This window comes from Steroidobacter flavus (genome assembly GCF_042651805.1).
In the GTDB taxonomy this organism is placed as follows: domain Bacteria; phylum Pseudomonadota; class Gammaproteobacteria; order Steroidobacterales; family Steroidobacteraceae; genus Steroidobacter; species Steroidobacter flavus.
Genome location: NZ_JBHSDU010000014.1, coordinates 1,073,903 through 1,095,125, shown reverse-complemented (window position 1 = coordinate 1,095,125; position 21,223 = coordinate 1,073,903). Strand labels below are relative to the sequence as shown.

Genomic DNA, 21,223 nt, shown 5'->3' with positions numbered 1-21,223 from the left:
ACGCTGCAGGTTGGTGACGGCCACTGAGCGACCGTCACTCACGCTTGGTCATTTGAATCCGTAGCGCAGCTCGACGCCCACTTCGCGCGGGCGAATCAAAAACTCCTTGGCGCCGAGCGACGGTTGACCCGTTTGGATGACGCCGCGCTCGTCCGCGACGTTGCGGCCGAACAGCTCGATCGACAGATCGTCGCGTTGGAAGGCGATGCGCAGGTTCGCGGTGTCGAACGATTCCTGGGTGAGCGCTTCGTCGGCGCCGAATTTCAAGCGCATCTCGCCGACGTACACATAGTCAGCGCGAACGTAGCCTGACCACTCCGGACCCATGATGAAGCTGTACTGCGCACCGACGCTGCCGTTCTTTTCCGGCGCGTCCGGCAGACGTTCGCCCTTGGCGTAGATCGTGCCGGGCTCGACACGCTCAAACTCCGCTTTGGTGTAGGACGCGGAGAAATTGAAGCGCCACGCATCGCTGGCCTGGGCAACCATCTCGAGCTCGACGCCGTCGTTCGTCACATCGCCCGCATTTGCCAGCACGCTGAAGCCGCAGGGGAGCGACACGCCGAGCTGCACACCTTCCCAATCCTGTCGATACACCGCCGCGTTGAGGCCGATGCGCCCCTCGGCGAGCTGCGACTTCACGCCCAGCTCGTAATTCCACAACGTATCGGGATCGGTGAACGGGCCGGCGCCGACTGCATTCGCTGCGGCCTGGCACGCGTCGGGCAAGCGCTGGTTCACGACACCGCTGCGGAAACCGCGGCCAGCTTGCACATAGAGCGTCAGATCCTCGGCGGGCTCATAGCGTAGATACGCCGATGGGTTGAATTCACTCGATGATCCGACCCGATCCGGTGCGCCTTCCTGCGCGCCGCCGATCAAGATTCCATCCGACGGCGGAGTGAGACTGGTCAGATCGTCCTCGAGATAGCGGGCACCGACGCCCACCGTCCACTGCGATGCGAACGTGTAGCTCACCTGAGCGAACACGGCTCGCTGCTCCTCTTCTGAGAACCGGGCCATCGGTGCGTCGGCGGCGAAGTCCTGACCGGCCAGCACCTCCGGCAAGCAGGTGGGGCACGAATACTCGGGAACGAACTGCGAGAAGTCCGCGGTCTGTTTCAAATAGAACAAGCCGGCGAGCCATTGGAATGGGCCGTCGCCCAGTGACTGCGCCCGCAACTCCTGAGTGAACAGCTTGCCGATACTCCGATCGCGCAACGGCCAGGGAATCGGCGCGCCGAAATTGCCTTCGGCGAGATAGGTGATGTCCTGGTTGGTGAAGCGGGTCATCTTCGACCAGTTGCTCGCCGAGGTGAGCGACACGGCATCCCAGTCGTACTTGGCGACGATCGTATTGATCTCGAGCCGTTCGCCCTGGCCGCCTTCCTCGAAGTAGTCCAGCGCGCGGCTCTGCTCATATTCGCCGAAGTCCGGCATGGTGAACGGCTCGCTATCGAGCGTGACATCCTGAGTGGCGTGCGTCAGATCGATCTTCAGATGTTCGGTGGCTTGCCAGCCGAGCGCGGCGCGAACGCCCCAGGTCTCTTCCGAGTTGATGTCCTTGCGGGTGAAGGCGGGCACGGCCGGCGTCACGAGCAAGCCATCGGGCAAGCCGAGCGCGCCGCCATAGTCGACGGCAGCCCGGCCCGCGAACTTGTTGTCGATGTAGCCCGCGATGTCGTCTTGATAACCGACCACGCGCAACGCCAGCTTGTCGGTGATCAAAGGAATGTTGACGGTGCCTTCGACGTGATAACTCCCATCGCTGGAGTGAGCCGTCGTGAAGCCGCGCGCACCGACGTGGGCTTCGAATCCCGACGCATCGGGCTCGGCGGGAATGATACGAACGACGCCGGCGAGCGCGCTGGCACCGAACAGCGTTCCTTGCGGGCCGCGCAGGACTTCGACGCGATCGATATCGACCAGACGCAGATTCGGCTTGCCGCCGAAGTTGGTCAGCACGCTGGTCACGGTCTCGCCGAAATAGGTCGCGGTGGTGGAGGGCAAGCCGCCTTCGCTACCGCTGATACCACGGACCCGAATCTGTGAGACGCCGGGGCCGCCATCCTGGAAGAACACGCCCGGCACCGTATTGAGATAATCGGCGTAGTTCGTGAAGCCGCGTGTCTGGATGTCTTCCGCGGTGATGGCGGAGATGGCCACTGGCACGTCCTGCAATTTCTCCTCACGCTTGGTGGCGGTGACGATGATTTCTTGCAGGACCTGTGCGTCACGTGGCGTATCCGCGGCGTGTGCCGGATTCGCGACGATTGTGGCGCAGCTCTGTAAAAATGCGACGGACAGGGCCGCTCGCGAGAAGGCATTCATGCGCATCATCCTCTTGCCAGGTTCTTTTTGTGTTCGAGGGATCGACCAGCGACGAATATGCCGGCCGTCGGGCGGCGGTTGTGTTCGTTTTTAGGAAGCCGCGCGGAGGATTCGTTTGCGGGTATGCGGCATACTGCGCCCGACACGAGGGGAAGGGCGAATGGCACAGAATTCATCGCGGCCGAGCCGCATCGACCGCATCGATTTGAGCATTCTGACGGCGCTGTTCAGTCAGGCGCGCATCAGCAAGGTGGATATGAGCGAAGCGGTCGGGATCTCCGCCAGCCGCTGTTACGAGCGGATGCGGCGGCTGGAGCAGGCCGAGATCATTCGCGGCTATCACGCCGACATCGACATCGCGCGCCTCGCCAGTTGCCTGCAGTTCCAGGTGCAGATCAAGCTGTTGAACTACACCAGCGCGCGGGCCCGGCAGTTCGAGAAGACGCTGCTGAAAATCCCCGAGATCGTCTCCTGTCACGGCGTGCTCGGGCACGTGGATTACGTCATGACGGTGGTGGCGGCCACGGTCGAGCGCTATCAGGAAGTCATCAACGAGTTGCGCAGTCAAAGCGAGAACGAGTTCGACTTCGTCACCTTCCCGATCTCCAAGGCGATCAAGTCGCATAGCCACGGCGATTTGAAGCAGATCGTCGGCCGGCTGAGCCGCGAGGAGCCCAGCTCCGGCTAAACCGACGAAACGTCCGCGCCGCTTTCCCAAAACGAACACTTCTGGCGCGGGCCGGCCGGCATATTGCCGGCATGAGCATTCTGAGCCTGCCGCAACCGTACCTGCTGTTTCTGGGCGACGCCGTCGATGAGCGTGACGCGAAGACCGCAATGGGACTGCGCGATTGGGCCGGCGACCGTTGCGTCGGCGAATTCGCGTTGCCGACTGCGACGATCACTACCGGACTGTCGCGACTTACCCCGGAAGCGGCACGGGCTCGAGGGGCGCAGTCGCTCGTGATTGGTGTGGCGCCGGCGGGCGGCATCGTTCAGCCGAGCTGGATTCCAGCGCTGCGCGAAGCCCTCGAAGCCGGGCTCGATCTGGTCAGCGGCATGCATACGCGACTGGAAGACGTGCCGGTGCTGCGACGAGCGGCGAGTGAGTTCGGCCGACGTCTCATCGATGTGCGCCGGCCTCGCGAGACCTTTCCAGTCGGAACAGGGCGACGACGCAGCGGTCAACGCTTGCTGACTGTGGGCACTGACTGTGCGCTCGGGAAGAAGTACACCGCGTTGGCGCTCGCGCGGGCATTCGCTCAGCGCGGCGTATCGTCGACGTTTCGTGCGACTGGCCAGACCGGCATCATGATTTCAGGCTCGGGCGTGGCCATCGACGCGGTTGTTGCAGATTTCATTGCCGGCGCCGCTGAAGCGCTTACTCCGGATGCCTCGGCGGATCATTGGGATGTGGTCGAAGGGCAGGGCTCGCTGTTTCATCCTGCTTATTCCGGCGTCTCGCTCGGGCTGCTACATGGGACGCAGCCGGATGTGATCGTGATGTGTCACGAGGCCGGTCGCGAATCGGTGCACGGTCTGCCCGAGTTCGATTTGCCCAGCCTCAAGGAAGCGATCGATGTGACGCTCATGCTCGCCCGGCGCACCAACCCGGCGGTTCGTTGTGGCGGTGTGAGTCTCAACACATCGACGCTGCCTTTCGAGCAAGCGCAGGCGCTGCTGGCACGACATAGCGTCGAGTTGGGTGTGCCGTGCGCCGATCCGGTCCGTGGCGGTGCTCGCTTCGAGGAACTGGTGAGTGCATGCTTGGGCACGTAACCACCCATTCATCGGCGGGCCAATGACACAAACAACGCTGCCGCGCATTTTGGGATTTCGCGATCTGGTCCTGCTCACGTTGGGATCGGTGATCGGGTCGGGAATCTTCATCGTGCCGGCCAGCGTGATGCAGTCGACTGGCGGCCACTTGGGGCCGGCGTTGCTGGTGTGGATCGCGGGCGGCGTGCTCTCGGTGCTGGGTGCCTTGACCTATGCCGAGCTCGCCGCGATCAAGCCGGACGCTGGCGGAATCTATGTTTACATTCGCGACGCCTGCGGCAGCTTTGTCGCTTTCTTGTATGGCTGGGCGCTGTTCTTCGTGATTTCCAGCGCGACGATTGCCACGCTCGCGGTCGCATTCGCTGGCTACCTCGGCCAGTTCCTGCCGCTCTCCGTTTGGGAAAGCCGTGCTGTCGCGGCGGGAATGGTTGTGGTGCTCGCGGTGGTGAATGTCATCGGCACCCGGCAAAGTGCGAACCTGCAGAACTGGACGACGGCGATCAAGGTCGGCGCGATTCTGCTCATGAGCGCGCTCATGCTGGCCAAAGGCGATGGACTGGCGGAAGTTCATTTGTTGACTACGCCCAGCGAATCTTCCTTGCTGTTGGGAATGGGCGCGGCGCTGATCGGCGTGATGTGGGCCTATGAAGGCTGGCACTGCATTACCTACTCGGCGGGCGAAGCGATCGATCCACAGCGGACGGTCGGCAGAGCGATCGTCGTGGGCACGGCAGCGCTCATTGCCATCTATTTACTGGCGAATGTCGCTTACGTCGCGGCACTCGGGCCGGAGCGTAGCGCGCAGTCCGAGCGAATCGCGGCGGAAGCCATTGAGGCGATGCTTGGGCCGCGGGCTGGCCAACTGATCGCGCTGGTGATCCTGGTTTCGATCTTCAGTGCAGCCAATGCGACGGTGCTGACCGCGACGCGCGTCTACTTCGCAATGGCACGCGACGGCATCTTCTTCGAGCGCATGGGCGAGGTTCACCCTCGTTGGCAGACTCCCGCGTTCGCAGTCATTGTGAGTTGCGCCTGGGCAGCGGTCATGGCGGCCTGCGGCGGCTTCGAAGAGTTGTTGACCTATGTCGTTTTCGCCGGCTGGATCTTCTATGCACTGGGCGCAGCGAGCATCTTCTATTACCGACGTCTCGAGGCGCATGGCACGCCGGTGTTTCAAACGCCCTGGTATCCCTGGACGCCGATCGTGTTCGTGCTCGCTGCCGGGGTCCTCGTGTCGAACACGATCGTTCTCGAGCCGGGCCGGGCATTGGTGGGCGCAGGCCTGATCCTGGTCGGCGCGCCGGCGTATTGGTTCTGGCGCAGGAAGCGCGGTGTCGTTCCACAAGAAAACTTAAGTCGAGTGAACCCGTGAAGTTCTCATTGAGTCGCACACTGCCAATGTTCGTCGCGCTTGCCTTGTCTTCGGCGGGTCCTGCTTCGGCATCGTCCGATGGATTGAGCTCGGCTCAGCGACAGCAGATCGATGCGCTGTTCGCTCAGTATGCGGATCCGGCGAGACCGGGCTGCGCTGTCGGCGTCGTGCGCAATGGTCAGGTGGCTCATGCCAAAGGCTATGGGCTGGCGGATGTCGAGCGAGGCGTGCCGATTACGCCCGCGACCGTATTCGATATCGGCTCGACGTCGAAGCAGTTCGCGGCAACGTCCGTGATCCTGCTGGAGCTCGACGGCAAGCTTTCGCTCTCCGACGATGTGCGGAAGTACGTGCCGGAGCTGCCGGACTATGGCAAGCCGATCACGATCGATCACTTGCTCAGGCACACCAGCGGGCTGCGCGATTACACGGCATTGCTGTCGCTGTCCGGTCTGGAGGTCGAGGCGGTGACGACGGATGAGCAGGCGCTGGCCATCATCGCGCGTCAACGTCAACTCAATTTTCCCACCGGCTCCAGATACGAGTACTCGAATAGCGGGTTCTTTCTGTTGTCGGTCATCGTCGAGCGCGTGAGCGGCAAGCCGCTGGGTGAGTTTGCGCGCGAGCGGATCTTCCAGCCGTTGGGAATGAATACGGCGCAGTTTCGTGACAAGCATGCCGAGGTTATTGCGGGGCGTGCACTCGGATATGCCGTTGACGGCGAGGCGCCGGAGGGAACGGTTCGTTTCAAGAACGCGCTGTCGAATTGGGAGCAGACGGGCGACGGCGCGCTGCATCTGTCCATCGAAGACTTGTTCAAATGGGATGAGAACTTCTATCAGCCTCGCGTCGGCGGGTCGGCGTTGATTGAGAAGCTGACTCATCAGGGCGCGTTGGATAATGGCGAGAAGATCACATACGCGCGCGGGTTGTTCGTCGATGAGTATCGCGGCGTGCCTCGCGTGCATCACGCGGGAAACTGGGTTGGCTACAACGCGATGCTGGCTCGATTCCCGGCGCAGCACACGTCGGTGGCCATTCTTTGCAATTTCGGGGGGGCTGAGGCGTCGGAGTTGTCGGAGAAGGTCGCGGATGTCGTCCTCGCGGACGTGCTGAAGAGTTCTGCTTCGGCGGAGAAGGTTTCGGGTGGTAAGAAGGCGTCGGGCAAACCGGTGCCGCATTCCCAGTTGGTCGGCAGCTATTTCGTGTCGACGACAGAAACTATTCTTAGCGTGGTCGAGCAGAAAGGGGCGCTGGTTCTGAACATTGGGGCCATGCCGCTGCCGCTCAACGCCACCGGACCGACGAGCTTTGAAGTGCAGGGCTTTCCGGTGAAGATTGATTTCTCGGTTAAGGCGAAGCAACCGGCGCAGGAGCTGCAGCTTCGCATCGGCAGCGACGATTCGATGACCGCGACTCGATTTGCAGCGGCCGCCCCCAGCGCGGAACAGCTGCAAGGCTATACCGGCACGTTCTACAGCCCGGAGCTGGATGTGACCTGGCCGCTCGTGATCGATCAAGGAAAGCTCGCGGTCCGCGACGAGCATCGGAAGTTCGAGACGAAAGTTCAGCCGCTCGAGCCGGCGATGAAGGATGCGTTCAGCGGCGAGGCCGGGTTGATTCGCTTCACGCGCGATGCGATGGGCAAGGTCACGGGCTTTGATCTGAGCGCGTTGAGGATGCGAGGCATTCGATTCGAGCTGCGCCAGCCCGACTGAACCAGCCAACCTTGATGACTTCCCCAACTTGGTCGCATGCAAGCGGCCGCCACGATAAGCGTCGATCAGCTCTCGATAGAACCATGCAGAAGCAAGCAAACAACGGTTTGAGCCCGGCCCATGCGTGGATTGATGGCGGCGACGGTTCGAACCTGTCCCATGCGCGGATTGATGGCGGCGACGGTTCGAACCTGTCCCATGTACGGATTGATGGCGGCGGAAGTCAGCCGCGTTGGAAACAGGGTGGCCGTGAGATTCGGCTGGCGACCGGTGTGGGCGGCGCTATCGCGGCTGCGGTTCTTGCCCTTGTGAGCAAGGGCGCGGTCGCCGCGCACGCGGAGATTCGCACTACGTCCTACGGCGTTCCTCATGTGCTCGCGGATGATTATGAAGGAGTGGGCTTCGGGCTGGGATATGCTTTTGCTCAAACCGACATCTGCGACATCGCCGCGCGCTGGGTGACGGTGAATGCCATGAGATCTCGATATTTCGGTCCCGACGAGCCGAGCACGGATGCATACCCGTCGGGGCCGGAACCTTTCACCAACGTGCAGAGCGATTTCTTTTGGAAAAGCGTGCTCGACCGCGACCTCGTCGGCAAAGAGCTGCGTTCACCTGCACCGCTAGGCCCGACGGCCGAAGTACGCGACCTCGTGCGTGGCTACGCGGCCGGCTACAACCATTACCTGGCGGAAACCGGCGTCAACAACATTCCCGATGCACGTTGCCGTGGTGCTGCGTGGGTGCAGCCGATCACTGAGCAGGATGTGTATTTGCGAGCGCTGCATTGGAGCTCGTTTCTAAGTTCCAACGCTCTAGCACAGGACTACGTGAGAGCGACGCCGCCTGCCGCCAAGACCAAGAAGAAGAGCGTGCAGCCTAAGATCAAACGGAAGGACCTCGAGTCGAGCATCACCTCGCAGTCACAGGGACCGGGCAGCAACATGATCGCCCTCGGCAAGGACGCGACCGACAACGGTCGCGGCATGATGTTTGCCAATCCGCATTGGGTGTGGCACGGGCCGGAGCGTTGGTTCGAAGCGCAGCTCACAGTTCCAGGCAAGTTGAATGTCTATGGGGGCGGCCTGCTCGGCGTGCCGGTGGTGCTCTTCGGCCACAATGACAACGTCGCCTGGAGCCACACGTTGGCGACGCCGCGGCGGTTTACGGTTTATCAATTGAAGCTGGTGCCAGGGTCTGCCACTTCATATCTATACGACGGCAAGCCCAGAGCAATGACCTCGCGCACAGTGACCGTCGATGTCCGAGGAGCCGATGGCAAGCTCGAGAAGCGCAGTCACACGTTCTGGGAAACCCATTACGGCACGGTACTGCAAAGTGCCGAGTTCGGCTGGAGCAGCGACACCGCGTACGCCGTGCGTGATGTCGCAATGAATTTCCGCTGGCTCAATCAGCAGCTGGAAATGAATCGCGCGCAATCGGTCGAGCAGTTGGATGAGGCGGGACGCAAGTATCTCGGCATCGGTTGGCTGAATACGATGGCCGCGGATTCCGCCGGCAACACCTATTACGCCGATCGCACCGGCGTGCCGCATGTCACTAACGCGCAACTCGACAAATGCGTGAACTCGGAAATCGGCCGCCGGATGCGGGAGCATCGACAGTTCGTCCTCGACGGCTCGCGGTCGGAGTGCGAGTGGGGCAGCGATGCCGATGCGATCGTGCCAGGGACGTACGGAATCGCGGCCTTGCCGACGCTCAAGCGCACCGACTACGTCACGAACTCGAACGACAGTTACTGGACCAACAATCCTCATCAACTGCTCGACGGCTATCCGCAGATTGTCGGCGACGAACGCACGCCGCGCTCGCTGCGAACTCGCAATGGTCTGCTGAAGATCGAGCGCCGGCTCAATGGCACTGACGGCTACCCGGGCAAGCGGTTCACGCTGCATCAGCTCGAAGCAATCACGATGGACAATCGCGTGTTGTCCGCCGAGCTGTGGCGCGACTCGGTGGTGTCGCTGTGTCGCAAGCTGCCGGCTCGCAACGGGCTGCCGACAGCATGCGACGTGCTCGAGCGTTGGGATCTGACGGAGAACCTCGATAGTCCGGGCGCGGTGCTGTGGCGTCGGTTCTTCGAGAATCTCGATTACAAAGCACGGAATGAAGTGTTCGCGGTGCCGTTCGATCCGGCCGATCCCATCGGCACGCCGAAGGGGTTGAAGGTCGACGATCCTCGCGTGGCGAAGGCGTTCAATGCAGCGATATCGGATCTGCTCGACTCCGGTGTTCCGCTCGATGCCAAGTATCGCGACTATCAATACGACACGCGCGGCGAGATCCGAGTCCCGATGCATGGCGGTCTTGCCGATGCCGGTCAATACAATTTCATGCACAACAAGACCGGTTGGGTGCCAGGCAAAGGCTGGCCGGAGATGTATCTGGGCTCAACCTTGATCATGTGGATGCAATTCACCGATCAAGGGCCGAAGGGTCGCTCCATCATGACTTATGGGCAATCCGACAACCCGGCGTCGCCGTACTCGCTCGATCAGGTGCAGTTGTTCTCGCAGAAAAAATCCAAGCCGATGCTCTTCAGTGAGCAAGAAATCCTCGCGGACCCGAATCTCAAACTCACGCGCGTATGCGCGCCCGCCGGCAGCTTCGAGTGCTCGCGATGATTGACCTTAAGGCCAGTCAATGAACTGAGCCACTTCGACGGCCCATTCCGCTTCAACCCGGTATGGAAGCCGTCAACACATCATCGCCAAGCCGCCCTCGCACGGCGCTGTTCCGTCAGGAAGCGATCGATGCTCGTCGGCTGTCTCTGGTCGGCGAGTCGCTGGAAGCGCACCCGGTTTCGTATCCGCGCCTGACCGCGGTCTCCGTTGGCATCGTCTCCGCTCTGGTGATGTTTGCTTGCTTCGGCGAGCTGGCCCGCAAGGCGCAGGTCCCGGGTTACCTCGCGCCGAGCGCGGGTCTGATCAAAGTGTATGCGCCACAACCGGGCACGCTCATGGAGCGGCGGGTTGCCGAAGGTCAGAAAGTTCATCGCGGCGACGAGCTGTTCGTCGTATCGCCGGAAGGTGCATCGACGCAGATCGCCGAGACACAGGCGACCGCCATCGCGCAGCTCGAGCAGCGCTTGAAGAATCTCGAAGCGGAGCGTGCCGATCAGCAGAAGCTCGCGACGGTGCAGGCCAGCTCGCTGCGCGAGTCGGTCGCCAGCCAGGAACGTGAGCTGCAGGAACTGGACGATTCGCTTGCGCTGCAGAGACAGCGCGCTGCCAGCGCCGAGCGCATGGCGAGTCGACATGCCGAATTGCTCGAACAGCACTTCGTGTCGCAGATCGACGCGGATCAGAAGAACGCCGATATGCTCGAACAGCAGTCCCGGTTGGTGGAGCTGCGTCGGGCCCGTACTCAACTCGAGCGTGAGATCAAGCAGCATCGCCAGGAGCTCGCGACCACTGAGATCAGTGCACGTCAGCGCCTGTCGGAGATCGAGCGTGAAACCTTGGCGCTGGCGCAAGAGCGCGCCGAGTACCAGTCGCGTCGATCGATTGTGATCACCGCGCCGGCGGATGGCACCGTCACCGCGATTTCCGGTGAGATCGGTCAGAGCGTCACGGATCGCACCTCGCTGCTCGCCATCCTGCCGAAGGATGCGGAGTTGCAGGCGAAGTTGCTCGTGCCGAGCAGCTCCATCGGCTTCATCGACATCGGCGACCAGGTGTGGATGCGCTACCAGGCGTTTCCTTATCAACGCTTCGGCAGCTTCAACGGTGAGGTCGTGGAAATCGCGCGCACCTTGATGGCGCCCGAGGACCTGGACGTGCCGGTGGCTACCAATCAGCCGTTCTATCGTGTCACGGTGCGACTGGCTTCGCAGCAGGTCGAGACCAAGGCGACGAATTTCCCGCTGCAAGCTGGCATGCAGCTCGATGCCGACCTCTCGCTGGAGCGCCGCCGCCTCATCGAGTGGGCGATCGAGCCGCTGCAATCCGTGACCAAGCGGATGTGAGTCGCCCAGCCATGCAACTCAACTTCTCAGGAAAACAGCGCACGCCCGTCGTGTTGCAGACCGAAGCCGCCGAATGCGGGCTGGCTTGTCTGGCGATGGTCGCCGCGTATCACGGTCACGATATCGATCTGGCGTCGCTGCGTCGTCGTCACGCGATCTCCATGCAGGGCGCGACGCTTGCTCACATCATGCAGGTGGCGAGCCATCTGCAACTCGGCTCGCGGCCCCTGAAAGTGGCGCTCGAGTCGTTGCCGAAAGCGACCTTGCCCGCAATCCTGCATTGGAACTTCAATCACTTCGTCGTGCTCGCAGGCATGCGTGGAGGCCGTGCGGTCATTCACGATCCGGCGTGTGGCGAACGGTTGCTCACGTTGGCTGAGTTGTCGCCGCACTACACAGGTGTCTGTCTGGAAGTGTCGCGGCTCGAAGAGTTCCAGCCGCAACAGGACCGTCAGCAGGTCTCAGTGCTTCAGTTGCTCGGTCGTTTGCGCGGCATGAAGGGCACGCTCGGTCAGATCTTTTGCATGGCGCTGGCGCTCGAAGTGCTAACGATCCTGGCGCCTTTTTTCACGCAGCTGGTGGTGGACAACGCTGTGGTGTCGGCGGACCGCGATCTCATCGCCGTGCTCGGCATCGGCTTTCTGATGATTGCGCTGGTGCACGTCGGCGTTACGGCCGCGCGTTCCTGGGTCCTGATGGTGCTGGGAACGCGCTTGAGCGTGCAGATGATCACCAATCTGTTCGCGCATCTGTTGCGCCTGCCGATGTCGTTCTTCGAGAAGCGTCACCTCGGTGACTTGTCGTCTCGATTCGAGTCGCTGAATGCGATTCAGCGCACGCTCACCTCGAGCTTCGTCGAGGCGCTGGTCGACGGTTCGATGGCGCTCATCACGCTCGCCGTGATGTTCGCCTACAGCGGCACGCTCACAGCCATCGTGTGCGTCGCCGCTGCTCTTTATGCGCTGTTGCGCGTGGCGCTGTATCGCCCGCTGTTCTACGCTCAGCAGGAGCAGATCGCGCACGCCGCCAATCAGCAGAGCAGCTTCCTGGAGACCATTCGTGGCATTCAGAGTGTGAAGCTGTTCAATCGTCAGGCGCACCGGCGCACGATGCACGAGAATCTGCTGGTCCGTAACTTCAATGCCGAGATCCGCACCGAGCGTCTGGATATTCTGTATCGCGGATTGAACGGCGTGCTGTTCGGCGTCGAGAACATTGCGGTGATCTGGATTGCCGCGCTGCTGGTGCTCGATTCGAAGTTCACGGTCGGCATGCTGTTCGCGTTCGTGTCGTTCAAGACGACGTTCGTTACCCGCATCGGCGCGTTCACGGACAACGTCGTTGAACTGCGGATGCTGGGGCTGCATGCCGAGCGCGTGGCCGACATTGCGCTCGCCGAGCCGGAGCCGGCCGCTACGACCGAAGTCGCGTCGACGCTTGCCGCTGATATCGAGTTTCGTAACGTGACCTTCCGCTACGCGAGCTTTGCGCCGCCGGTGCTCCACAACGTGAGCTTCAAGATTGCGGCCGGTGAATCCGTCGCCATCGTCGGCCCGTCGGGCTGCGGCAAGACGACACTGCTCAAGTTGATCCTGGGCCTGGTTGCGCCCACCGAAGGCGAAGTGTTGATCGGCGGCGTGAACATCGCGCATCTGGCGCCGGCCCATCTCGACCTCATCGGCGCGGTGATGCAGGAAGACAAGCTGTTCGCGGGCTCCATCGCCGACAACATTTGTTTCTTCGATGCGAACTCCGATCAGGCCCGCATCGAGGAGTGCGCGCGGCTCGCCGTGATTCACGACGACATCGTGTCGATGCCCATGGGCTACAACACGCTCATCGGCGACATGGGCGACGCGCTGTCCGGCGGGCAGAAGCAGCGGGTGCTGCTGGCTCGCGCCCTGTACAAACAACCGAAAATCCTGGCGCTCGACGAGGCTACCAGCCACCTCGACGTCGACTGCGAGCGCGGCGTGAATGAAGCCGTGCGCTCTCTGTCACTGACCCGAATCAGCATTGCACATCGTCCGGAAACCATCGCCATGGCGGACCGGATCGTTGCACTACCGAATGTCCCGGAACCGCGAGTAAGGGCCCACTCGCGGCATCGGACACGCCTCCCTTCCGAGGGGGAGGGCCTCGCGCAGCAGGCCCGCTCCAATTCAATTCACTCAATCAGGTAATAGGAACCATCGTCATGAACAACGAAGTGCGTATCGAAATCAAAGATCTGGACCAGGCTGTGGGCGTCGAGCTGAGCAGCGAAGAGCTGCAGGCTGTGACTGGCGGTCAGCGCATGATCCCGAGCTGGACCTCCGGCCGCGTCAAGCAGACCGACGAGTGGGACATCGTCTAATCGATGTTCTGGCGCGCTCCGCCGCTGCGGGCGGAGCGCGCTCCTTCAACTCTGCAGAGCAAGTCATGATTCTCATCGTATCCGTCGCCGACGATCCAGCCGCACAGGCCGTCGAACGGCGCCTGCGCAGCCGGGGCGTGAATGTCACATTGTTCGATACCGGCCGCTTTCCATCGGAAGCGCGCATCACGGTGTCGTACCGCGACGGTCTGCCACGCTATGTCATTCGACTGGACGGACAAGTGCTTCGTTTCGACGAGGTCACCTCCATCTGGTTCCGCCGGCCGAATCGGTATAGCGCGCATCCGTCCATTGTCGATGAAGAAGTGCGCTCCGTCGTCGAGCAGGACTGCGGCGAGTTCCTGACCGCGCTCTGGGACAGCATGAGCTGTCTGATGGTGCCGGGCAGCCCGTCGAACATGCGGATCGCGCAGCGCAAGCCGACTCACATGGCGCGTGCCAAAGCCTTGGGCTTTGAGATCGCGCCCACCTTGTTTACCAACGATCCTCAGGAATTTCTCGACGTGTATCGGGCGCAGGAAGGTCGTTTGATTCATAAGATCACTGGCAGCCTGGCGCTCAGGGCGCGCATGGGCACCGAGTTCTCCCGGCTCACGTGCGGCGTCACGCGTCGCGACGTCATGCATGCGCAATCGGTGAGTCTCGCGCCCATTGTTTTTCAGGCTTACGTGCCGAAACGTCTCGAGCTGCGCGTCACTGTCGTCGGCGATCGCGTGTTCGCCGCGGAGATTCATTCACAGCAGTCGAATCGCTCGCACTTCGACTGGCGCCGCTACGACCTCGGCGGCACGACGCATAAACCGCACGAATTGCCGCGCGAAATCGCCGACCGCTGCGTGCAACTGGTCGCTCAGTTCGGTCTCGCTTACGGCACCATCGATTTGATTCTCACGCCCGACGAGCGCTACGTGTTCCTCGAGCTCAATTCGGCCGGCGAGTATGGCTGGATCGAGCAGGTCACGGGCCTGCCGATCAGCGATGCCATCGCCGATCTCCTCATGTCACCAATGCGGGCGCAGGCGCTGCCCGTCGCGGAGCTGGCCCATGCTTGAGACTCATCAGTCCGTACTGACGGATGTTTTGTCGTGCCTCGAAGGGATTGCCAAAGAGGGCATGGCACCGTCGCAAGCTCACGGCCGCATGAACGCCTTGCGCTCACGTCATCCAGCCGCGTCCATCGAACTGGTGTGGGAGGAGCAGGCATTCGATGGCTCACGTCACTACGACGCGCTGGTCCGGCCGCAAGGATTCGAAGGCACCGTCTCGCTCAGCGTCTGTCACGACGAGGCGTTGCCCTGGCCGCTGCGAGGGCTGCAGCCCTGGCGGGATTCCGAGCTGCTGCGGGTGAACGGCACGGTCATGCCGGTCGAGAATGCGATCCGGCATCTGGATCTGCTCTGGCAGCGCAAGCCGCTGATGCAACGCTTGATCGACAGTTGCATCGTCGAAGCCGAGCTGGATCGTCGGCAGATCGAAATCACCGAAGCGGAAGTGCAAGCGTCGGTGAACGATATTCGCCGGCGTCGCGGACTGCTGACCGCCGCCGATACGCACGCCTGGCTCGTCGAAAGTGGCATGAGCATGCAAGGTTTGAAAGATCTGGCGGGCCGATTGGCGCGAGCGGCCAAGCTTCCTGAGGTCGTCGTGAGTGCGGACGCTGAGCAGTATCTCCAGGACCATCGTGCTGATTTCGACGTGATCAACACCCGCGTGTTGCAAACGCCGGACGTGCGCACGGCGCGGCAGATCGCGGATGCCGTGCGGGAAGGATCGCAATCGTTTCTGCATGCGGCGGAAGATGCGGTCTTCGGCGATAGCAGCGGTCGCACCCAATTTTTCTATCGCAGAGAGCTGCGTCATCGTCTGGCCGCTCGAATCAACGCGGATTCCTTTTCCTTTATTGCGGGCGAGCTGCTTGGCCCGATCGAGCAGGGCGACGAGCGCCTGGTGATCAATGTTGTTTCCGTCGAGACGGCGGACCGCAACGCTCAGCTGCGCAGGGCCGTCGTGACGCGTCTGTTCGAGGAATGGTTGCGTGAGCAGCGACGAAAGGCACGCATCGAGTGGTTCTGGGGACCGAACCATGCGACGCAGGCTGCGAGATAGCCGCGAGCGCAACTCGCCGCCGCCCGACGAGCCGGTGACGCCGCCCGGCGTCGACTGGTTGGAGCGAGCGCAGTTTTTCTCGCTCGCGGCCACAGCCATGCGCCGATTTCGCGCGGCTCGGGCCAAGGAAAGACGAGCTTACCGGCGAGAGGACGCATCCATGACTACCGAAGTCATGGAGAACATGGACGCGTTCGACGAGCTTCTGTCGCGCCTGGAATCGTTGGATCCGCGGCAGGCGCGGATCGTGGCGATGCGTTGCTTCGACGGCCTCACCATCGAGCAGACCGCGCACGCACTCGGCATCTCTGACGAAACAGTGGAACGCGAGTGGACGCATGCTCGCGCGTGGCTGCGACTCGAGATGTCACGAAGATCGTCCTGATGATCTTGCCCGCCAGATAGCGGGCGCGCACACTCTCGTGTGTCCGCCCCGCGTCCACCTGTAGCGGCGGTGCGCCGATCCGGCCGCTCGCCTACGAAATACTCGAGGGATAGATGAAGTATCGACTGCTGCTGGGATGGCTGTTGTTGTCGTTATCGTGGCTGGCCCGGGCCGAGGACCCGCCGAAGATCTTCGACGTGCACGTTCATATCTGGGAAGGCGAGAAGTCCGTGAAGGAATATCTCGCTCAACTGGCTGCCGCCGGACAGGACGTGACTCGCTTCGGCGGCATTCACATGGCCGTGCTCGGCAAAGTGGCTGAGACTCGTGCCAAGAATGACGAGCTGATCGCGCTCTCTAAAACCTATCCGAAGATGCTACCCATCGCCTCCGTGCATCCGTACGAAGGCGAGGCCGCGTTCGCCGAATTGCAGCGCCTGGCGGGGCTGGGTGTGCGAGCCATCAAGCTTCATCCGCACACTCAACAGTTCGATGCAGCCGACCCGCGCGTGCTCGCTATTTGTAAGCGGGCGGGCGAGCTGGGCTTGGTGGTGCTGATGGACAACGCGAATATTTTACCGGGCGACAATCAGAAGCTGTTCAACCTGGCGTTGCAGGCGTCTAAGACGCACTTTGTATTCACACACCTCGGCGCGCTCGAGTTCCGCTTCTGGAACATCCTGCCGCTGGCGCGTACCGCCGAAGGCTTGATGGAGGACAACATTCATTTCGACATTTCGGCAACGGTCGTGCTGGTCGCCGACTCGCCCCTCGAAGAAGAGTTCGTCTGGACCCTGCGTAACGTGGGCATCGACAACCTGCTGCTGGGCTCGGATTTTCCACAGCTGTCGTTGAAGAAAAGTGTCGATGCGTTGAATCGGCTGGGGCTGACCGCAGAGGAGACGCGGAAGATTCGCTGGGACAACGCTGAGCGGCTGCTGTTAAAGGAGGGACCGAAGCCGCTGCGATAGCCGCCGGGCAGAAATTCCACAGTCCGGCGGGAACTCGCGCAGCGTCCGCTCATTACCGATTCCATGGACGCGACTGCGAACCGCGACAGGCCCGCCGCGCCGGCGGGCGATGCGCTGAACCGCCGCTTGCAAGTTCCCGGTCGCCGCCTGTTCGTCGGCGGCGAGCGCAGCGTGCGCAAGACCCTCGTGTTGCGCGCGTCGCTGGTACTGATCCTGTTCGCGCTTGTGATGGCGGTCTTCTGGTTCGATCGCGACGGTCTGCACGATAACCTCGACGGCTCGATCTCATTCACCGACGTCGTCTACTTCACCATGGTCAGCGTGACGACCGTCGGCTACGGCGATATCGTGCCGGTGACGCGTCAGGCGCGCCTGGTCGATGCGTTGCTGGTCACGCCGATTCGTTTGTTCATCTGGTTGATCTTCGTGGGCACGGCGTATCAGCTGGTGCTACAGCGTCTGATCGAGGACTTTCGTATGCGACGACTACAGGCGCGGTTGCAAGGGCATGTGGTGGTGTGCGGCTTCGGGCACGCGGGCAGATGCGCGGCAGCTGAGCTGGTCGCGCGGGGCATGGACAAGCAGCACATCTTGATCGTCGACATCGATCAGCGACGAATCGAGGACGCGGCGGAGTTGGGATATATCGGCATCCTCGGCGATGCCAGTCGCGAGCAAACATTGAGCGAGACCATGCTGGAGCAGGCCAAAGCCCTGTTGGTCTGCACGGATCGCGATGACACCAACGTGCTCATCACCTTGACCGCTCGCAACCTCGCGCCCAACGTTCGCATCATCTCCCGCGTCGAGGAGGGCGAGAACGACAAGTTGCTACGTCAGAGCGGTGCGACCTCCACGGTGTTGCCGTCACGAGTCGGTGGGATTTTGATGGCGGATTCGATCGAGTCCTCGCACCTGGCTTCGTATGTGATGGATCTCATCAGCGCCGGGGGCCAGGTGACGCTGATGGAGCGCGAGCCGAAGCCCGAAGAGATCGGCCGCCGGCCCTTCGAGAGTCGGGCATTAATTCTCCGCGTTGTACGTGACCGACACAGCTACAGCTTTTGGGAAAGCGACCTGCGCATCCAGGCCGAGGACAAGCTCATCGTGATCGGTGCACACGGCGCACCCCCTGACCAAGGTCAGTAGTAGCAACGCGGGTTGCATTCGCGAGCGCAGGCGCATCTACTCGGGGCCGGGATCAGAAGAACGAATGTGCTGCGCACCAGCTCTGGGGGTCCTATGCAACGCCGCGAGTTCGTCCATTCAGCGCTCTTGGCCGCCGCCGTGCTGCCGACGATGAGATTCGTGCCGGCACTGGCTCGCTCCGGGCCGACTTCCGATATTCCAGCGGTAACTGTCGATGGGCGCGCCATCACCCTGACCAGCGCCGAGGTTCGTGAGCTCGCGGAAGCGCTGAAGGGCCAACTGCTCCTGCGGGGCGATGCGGGCTACGACGAAGCTCGCCTGTTGTTGAATCCCTCTTTCGACAAACATCCGGCACTCGTCGTACAGCCGACTGACGTTGCCGATATCCAGAAAGCGGTCAACTTCGCACGGGAGCACAACCTGTTGCTCGCAGTGAAATGCGGTGGGCACAGTCATTCGGGTCAATCGAGCTGCGATCGCGGTATGCAGATCGATCTGAAGGACTTTCGCGGCGTGACGGTCGATGCCGCCGGGCGTCGAGTGTCGGTAAAGGGCGGAAGCTTGCTCGGAATGGTCGATCGAGAGTCGATGGCGCAAGGCATGGTGACGCCGCTCGGCACGGTGTCTCACACCGGCGTGGGCGGCTTGACGCTCGGCGGCGGCTTCGGACGAATCGCGCGTCGCTATGGAATGGCGATCGATAATCTCAACTCGCTGGAGGTGGTGACCGCGGACGGTGAGTTGCGTCATGCGAGCTTGCGCGAGAACCCGGATTTGTTCTGGGGCTTGCGCGGCGGCAGCGGCAACTTTGGCGTTGTCACCAACTTCGAGTTCAATCTGCATCCGATGCAGCGGCAGGTCATCGGCGGGCGGCTGTCGTTCCCCTTCGAGAAGGCACGCGACCTGCTGACGATGTACGCGGACTACGCACCGAAGGCACCGGACGATCTATATTTCGATCCCGTGATCGTGCTGCCGCCCGGAGGCGGACCGGGCGCGGCGCAATTAGATATTTGCTACAGCGGACCGGCGAAGGATGCGGAGCGTGCGCTCGCGCCCCTTCGCAAGATCGGCACCCCGGTCAGCGACACGATCAAGCCGATGGACTACGTCGAGCTGCAACGATCCGGCGATTGGGCCGACGCACGCATGCTGGGCACCTATATCAAAGGCGGTTTCGTATCGGCAGTGCCGGGCGACTTGATCTCAGCGTTGGTCGATGGGCTCAAAGGAGACCCGCGTCGAACCACGGCGGTGTTCTTCCAGCATTGCGGTGGCGCTTGCGGCCGCATCGCCGAGGATGCAACGGCTTTCGCCAACCGGTATGCGATCGCCAACATGATGACCATGGCCGGCTGGCGACATGGCGACGATCCCACCGATCACATCGCCGCGACCAAACGTTACTGGTCGACGCTGGAGAAGTTCACCCGCGGCTTCTACATCAACGACATGCCACGAGAGGCGACGGCCAGCGACATCAACGCCAACTATCGCGGCAACTACAAGCGGCTGGCGGCGCTGAAAACGAAATACGATCCAACCAATTTGTTCCGGCTGAACGCGAACGTGCTGCCGGCGCACGCCTGATCAAATCAGGCGTGAGCGCGCCGCGCTGAGCAGGATGCGCGAATAGAGTTTGTGAAAGCCCATCAGCGCGCGATAGCTGGTGCCGAGCGTCACCTCGCCGGACTTGCGGCGCACCGGAACAACTGCGCTGCCGAAATACAAGCGCGTGCCGCCTTTGACGGGAACGACCATCAGCCACGAGCGAGTGCGACGCAGGTAGTCACACATCAATAGTTGATCGGGCGTGCGACCTTCGACAGTCCAGGCGGCGAAGGCATTGATCTCCGCACGCGACAGTCGGTGCACGTCGAGATCGCTGGAGGGCTTGTTGACGATGTGAGTGAGAATGAACCGCTCGAGCTTGAATACCCACGTCGTATAGAACGCTTCTATGTATTCAGGGAATGGGATGGAGCGGGCGACTTCAGTAAAGTAACAATCGGTGTACGCGCCCGGGTAGGCATATTTTTGCAGTAGTGCCTTCGCGGGAAGATCGGAGGGAGTAATCACTCGCTCTCTTCGGACAACCAATCGATGGCCGCCGCCTTGTCTTCATAAAAGACGCGATAGTCGCCCTCGCCGAAGGCGAGGCGCGCGAGGAATGCAAGTTTGCTATTGGGAACAACAATCGCGCGGCGGAGTTTTACGTCGATAAGTTGCTCATCCAGCGCACGCTGCACCCACGGAACACTCACGGGTGGCGGATCCATGTCGAGCGCGTCGTAAAGAACCTTGCGTACGCCGCTCTCACGGACGAGCGATAAGACTTCCGCTTGGCATTCCTGCAACACCGCTTCGGTGGGGCAGCCGCGGACGCGCGCGACGATGAGTCGATCGGCCAAGTTCACAGCGACTTGATTTTGACTGGATTCGCGCATGATGGGCAGATTCTACAGCGATCGCCACGGGTGCAACCACTGGCGGCTGCGAATCGTGTTTATCAATGTATGGGACACCGATGAGCCATTATGAATATCAACGTACTCGTAGCGGAACCCAGCGCCATTGACTGGACCGCGATTGCGAAGGGCATCAGACGACATCTGCCGGAGGCGTCGGTGCTGCGTGTAAAAGATGGCGAGCAAGCGCTGCGATTTTTGTTTCATCGCGGATTGCTGACCGCCGATCCGCCCGTGCCCGATCTGGTGTTGCTGGCGGAGGAGTTGCCGTTGATTCCGGCGGCGGGTGTGATCGCCCGCATGCGCATCGATCCACGCACTCGCCTCACGCCAGTGATCGTGCTTCGTCAGGACCTTGAGGAAGAGTCGCTGGATCCCTATTGGGATGGCGAAATCCGCTCGGCCATGACGTCGATCTGCGTCAGCGAGGCGCTGGAAGCCCGGGTCGCGGACGCGGTGAATGACCTGTGTCATCGGTATCCGCCGTTGCCAGAACGTCAAAAAGTGCTGTCACTTCGTCAATAAACCGGGCCCGACCGGGCAGCCTGCCTGCTTCTGGATGACGCGCGGCCTTCCTAC

At 61.9% G+C, this 21,223-nt stretch carries 18 protein-coding genes; 15 read left to right on the top strand and 3 right to left on the bottom strand.

Going from position 1 to position 21,223, the window contains the following annotated elements:
• Positions 1-48 precede the first annotated feature (48 nt).
• Positions 49-2,331 carry a TonB-dependent receptor gene (locus tag ACFPN2_RS27155; protein ID WP_380602488.1) on the bottom strand — a complete coding sequence of 761 codons (2,283 nt, stop codon included), beginning with the start codon at positions 2,329-2,331 and terminating at the stop codon, positions 49-51.
• 160 nt (positions 2,332-2,491) lie between these two features.
• Between ACFPN2_RS27155 and ACFPN2_RS27150 the strand changes: the two genes are divergently transcribed.
• The 14 genes from ACFPN2_RS27150 (at position 2,492) to ACFPN2_RS27085 (ending at position 19,766) form a co-directional block, all read left to right on the top strand.
• Entirely contained in the window at positions 2,492-3,019 is a 528-nt protein-coding gene (locus ACFPN2_RS27150) for an Lrp/AsnC family transcriptional regulator (protein WP_380602487.1), read from the top strand.
• A 71-nt stretch (positions 3,020-3,090) separates the two neighbouring features.
• Positions 3,091-4,110, top strand: coding sequence for an N-acetyltransferase DgcN family protein (locus tag ACFPN2_RS27145; RefSeq protein WP_380602485.1), 1,020 nt, complete (start codon positions 3,091-3,093; stop codon positions 4,108-4,110).
• A 22-nt stretch (positions 4,111-4,132) separates the two neighbouring features.
• Positions 4,133-5,482, top strand: a complete 1,350-nt coding sequence (locus ACFPN2_RS27140) for an APC family permease (protein ID WP_380602483.1) — start codon at positions 4,133-4,135, stop codon at positions 5,480-5,482.
• Positions 5,479-7,200, top strand: coding sequence for a serine hydrolase domain-containing protein (locus ACFPN2_RS27135; RefSeq protein ID WP_380602481.1), 1,722 nt, complete (start codon positions 5,479-5,481; stop codon positions 7,198-7,200). Before ACFPN2_RS27140 ends, ACFPN2_RS27135 begins: the two co-directional genes overlap by 4 nt.
• A gap of 83 nt (positions 7,201-7,283) precedes the next feature.
• Entirely contained in the window at positions 7,284-9,845 is a 2,562-nt protein-coding gene (locus ACFPN2_RS27130; protein WP_380602480.1) for a penicillin acylase family protein, read from the top strand.
• A gap of 62 nt (positions 9,846-9,907) precedes the next feature.
• Positions 9,908-11,188 carry an HlyD family secretion protein gene (locus ACFPN2_RS27125; protein WP_380602478.1) on the top strand — a complete coding sequence of 427 codons (1,281 nt, stop codon included), beginning with the start codon at positions 9,908-9,910 and terminating at the stop codon, positions 11,186-11,188.
• Between the two features lie 11 nt (positions 11,189-11,199).
• The gene (locus ACFPN2_RS27120; RefSeq protein WP_380602476.1) at positions 11,200-13,371 is read left to right on the top strand and encodes a peptidase domain-containing ABC transporter; all 2,172 of its coding nucleotides are present in this window, start codon (positions 11,200-11,202) and stop codon (positions 13,369-13,371) included.
• A 14-nt stretch (positions 13,372-13,385) separates the two neighbouring features.
• Entirely contained in the window at positions 13,386-13,544 is a 159-nt protein-coding gene (locus ACFPN2_RS27115; RefSeq protein ID WP_380602474.1) for a hypothetical protein, read from the top strand.
• Between the two features lie 65 nt (positions 13,545-13,609).
• The gene (locus ACFPN2_RS27110) at positions 13,610-14,617 is read left to right on the top strand and encodes an MvdC/MvdD family ATP grasp protein (RefSeq protein ID WP_380602472.1); all 1,008 of its coding nucleotides are present in this window, start codon (positions 13,610-13,612) and stop codon (positions 14,615-14,617) included.
• Positions 14,610-15,671 carry a TIGR04500 family putative peptide maturation system protein gene (locus ACFPN2_RS27105; RefSeq protein ID WP_380602471.1) on the top strand — a complete coding sequence of 354 codons (1,062 nt, stop codon included), beginning with the start codon at positions 14,610-14,612 and terminating at the stop codon, positions 15,669-15,671. Before ACFPN2_RS27110 ends, ACFPN2_RS27105 begins: the two co-directional genes overlap by 8 nt.
• On the top strand, positions 15,649-16,056 hold the full coding sequence (locus ACFPN2_RS27100; RefSeq protein ID WP_380602469.1) for a sigma-70 family RNA polymerase sigma factor: 408 nt from the start codon (positions 15,649-15,651) through the stop codon (positions 16,054-16,056). Before ACFPN2_RS27105 ends, ACFPN2_RS27100 begins: the two co-directional genes overlap by 23 nt.
• A 113-nt stretch (positions 16,057-16,169) precedes the next feature.
• Positions 16,170-17,027: an amidohydrolase family protein gene (locus ACFPN2_RS27095; RefSeq protein WP_380602467.1), complete on the top strand. Its 858-nt coding sequence runs from the start codon at positions 16,170-16,172 to the stop codon at positions 17,025-17,027.
• A 63-nt stretch (positions 17,028-17,090) separates the two neighbouring features.
• Positions 17,091-18,176 (top strand): potassium channel family protein, encoded by a 1,086-nt coding sequence (locus tag ACFPN2_RS27090; RefSeq protein WP_380602465.1) that lies wholly within the window; start codon positions 17,091-17,093, stop codon positions 18,174-18,176.
• Positions 18,177-18,269: 93 nt separating this feature from the next.
• The gene (locus ACFPN2_RS27085) at positions 18,270-19,766 is read left to right on the top strand and encodes an FAD-binding oxidoreductase (RefSeq protein ID WP_380602463.1); all 1,497 of its coding nucleotides are present in this window, start codon (positions 18,270-18,272) and stop codon (positions 19,764-19,766) included.
• Here ACFPN2_RS27085 and ACFPN2_RS27080 read toward each other — a convergent pair whose 3' ends face one another.
• Complete coding sequence (locus ACFPN2_RS27080; RefSeq protein ID WP_380602462.1) at positions 19,767-20,255, bottom strand: hypothetical protein; 489 nt, start codon at positions 20,253-20,255, stop codon at positions 19,767-19,769. It lies immediately after the preceding gene.
• Positions 20,252-20,623, bottom strand: a complete 372-nt coding sequence (locus ACFPN2_RS27075; protein WP_380602460.1) for a hypothetical protein — start codon at positions 20,621-20,623, stop codon at positions 20,252-20,254. The genes ACFPN2_RS27080 and ACFPN2_RS27075 overlap by 4 nt, the downstream gene beginning before the upstream one ends.
• Before the next feature lie 90 nt (positions 20,624-20,713).
• Here ACFPN2_RS27075 and ACFPN2_RS27070 point away from each other — a divergent pair, with 90 nt between their 5' ends.
• The gene (locus ACFPN2_RS27070) at positions 20,714-21,169 is read left to right on the top strand and encodes a response regulator (protein ID WP_380602458.1); all 456 of its coding nucleotides are present in this window, start codon (positions 20,714-20,716) and stop codon (positions 21,167-21,169) included.
• The last annotated feature ends 54 nt before the right edge of the window (positions 21,170-21,223 follow it).

Excerpts from the sequence above, each read along its gene's own strand:
- ACFPN2_RS27155 (WP_380602488.1), bottom strand. The coding sequence starts at position 2,331 with ATGAATGCCTTCTCGCGAGCGGCCCTGTCCGTCGCATTTTTACAGAGC.
- ACFPN2_RS27150 (WP_380602487.1), top strand. The coding sequence starts at position 2,492 with ATGGCACAGAATTCATCGCGGCCGAGCCGCATCGACCGCATCGATTTG.
- ACFPN2_RS27145 (WP_380602485.1), top strand. The coding sequence starts at position 3,091 with ATGAGCATTCTGAGCCTGCCGCAACCGTACCTGCTGTTTCTGGGCGAC.
- ACFPN2_RS27140 (WP_380602483.1), top strand. The coding sequence starts at position 4,133 with ATGACACAAACAACGCTGCCGCGCATTTTGGGATTTCGCGATCTGGTC.
- ACFPN2_RS27130 (WP_380602480.1), top strand. The coding sequence starts at position 7,284 with ATGCAGAAGCAAGCAAACAACGGTTTGAGCCCGGCCCATGCGTGGATT.
- ACFPN2_RS27125 (WP_380602478.1), top strand. The coding sequence starts at position 9,908 with ATGGAAGCCGTCAACACATCATCGCCAAGCCGCCCTCGCACGGCGCTG.
- ACFPN2_RS27120 (WP_380602476.1), top strand. The coding sequence starts at position 11,200 with ATGCAACTCAACTTCTCAGGAAAACAGCGCACGCCCGTCGTGTTGCAG.
- ACFPN2_RS27115 (WP_380602474.1), top strand. The coding sequence starts at position 13,386 with ATGAACAACGAAGTGCGTATCGAAATCAAAGATCTGGACCAGGCTGTG.
- ACFPN2_RS27110 (WP_380602472.1), top strand. The coding sequence starts at position 13,610 with ATGATTCTCATCGTATCCGTCGCCGACGATCCAGCCGCACAGGCCGTC.
- ACFPN2_RS27105 (WP_380602471.1), top strand. The coding sequence starts at position 14,610 with ATGCTTGAGACTCATCAGTCCGTACTGACGGATGTTTTGTCGTGCCTC.
- ACFPN2_RS27100 (WP_380602469.1), top strand. The coding sequence starts at position 15,649 with ATGCGACGCAGGCTGCGAGATAGCCGCGAGCGCAACTCGCCGCCGCCC.
- ACFPN2_RS27095 (WP_380602467.1), top strand. The coding sequence starts at position 16,170 with ATGAAGTATCGACTGCTGCTGGGATGGCTGTTGTTGTCGTTATCGTGG.
- ACFPN2_RS27090 (WP_380602465.1), top strand. The coding sequence starts at position 17,091 with ATGGACGCGACTGCGAACCGCGACAGGCCCGCCGCGCCGGCGGGCGAT.
- ACFPN2_RS27085 (WP_380602463.1), top strand. The coding sequence starts at position 18,270 with ATGCAACGCCGCGAGTTCGTCCATTCAGCGCTCTTGGCCGCCGCCGTG.
- ACFPN2_RS27075 (WP_380602460.1), bottom strand. The coding sequence starts at position 20,623 with ATGCGCGAATCCAGTCAAAATCAAGTCGCTGTGAACTTGGCCGATCGA.
- ACFPN2_RS27070 (WP_380602458.1), top strand. The coding sequence starts at position 20,714 with ATGAATATCAACGTACTCGTAGCGGAACCCAGCGCCATTGACTGGACC.